Origin of the sequence: Rhizobium sullae (assembly GCF_900169785.1) — a bacterium.
GTDB classification, from domain to species: domain Bacteria; phylum Pseudomonadota; class Alphaproteobacteria; order Rhizobiales; family Rhizobiaceae; genus Rhizobium; species Rhizobium sullae.
On record NZ_FWER01000235.1, the window covers coordinates 1 to 286 of the forward strand.

The following is a 286-nucleotide window of genomic DNA, read 5'->3' on the forward strand; positions in this document are numbered from 1 at the left end:
CGTCGGCCGGTACGACGGTTTTGTTGCCAAGTATATGGGCGACGGCGTCCTCGTATACTTCGGCTATCCCCAGGCTCACGAGGAAGACGCCGAGCGGGCCGTGAGGGCCGGCCTGGCGGTCGTTGAGGCCGTCGACCGGCTGGATGCGGCAGGCGAGCACCTGGCTGTTCGGATCGGAATCGCCACTGGCCTGGTCGTGGTGGGTGACATCATAGGCACCGGCGAGGCCGAGGAATGCAGCGTCGTGGGTGAAACGCCGAACCAGGCGGCCCGCCTACAGGAGTTG

The 286-nt window shown here is 66.4% G+C and carries 1 protein-coding gene; it reads left to right on the plus strand.

Annotated features, from left to right (window positions below; translation table 11 throughout):
- Nucleotides 1-286 (plus strand): adenylate/guanylate cyclase domain-containing protein (locus tag BN1800_RS39940; protein ID WP_143534289.1); only part of this gene is annotated, 286 nt, incomplete at both ends.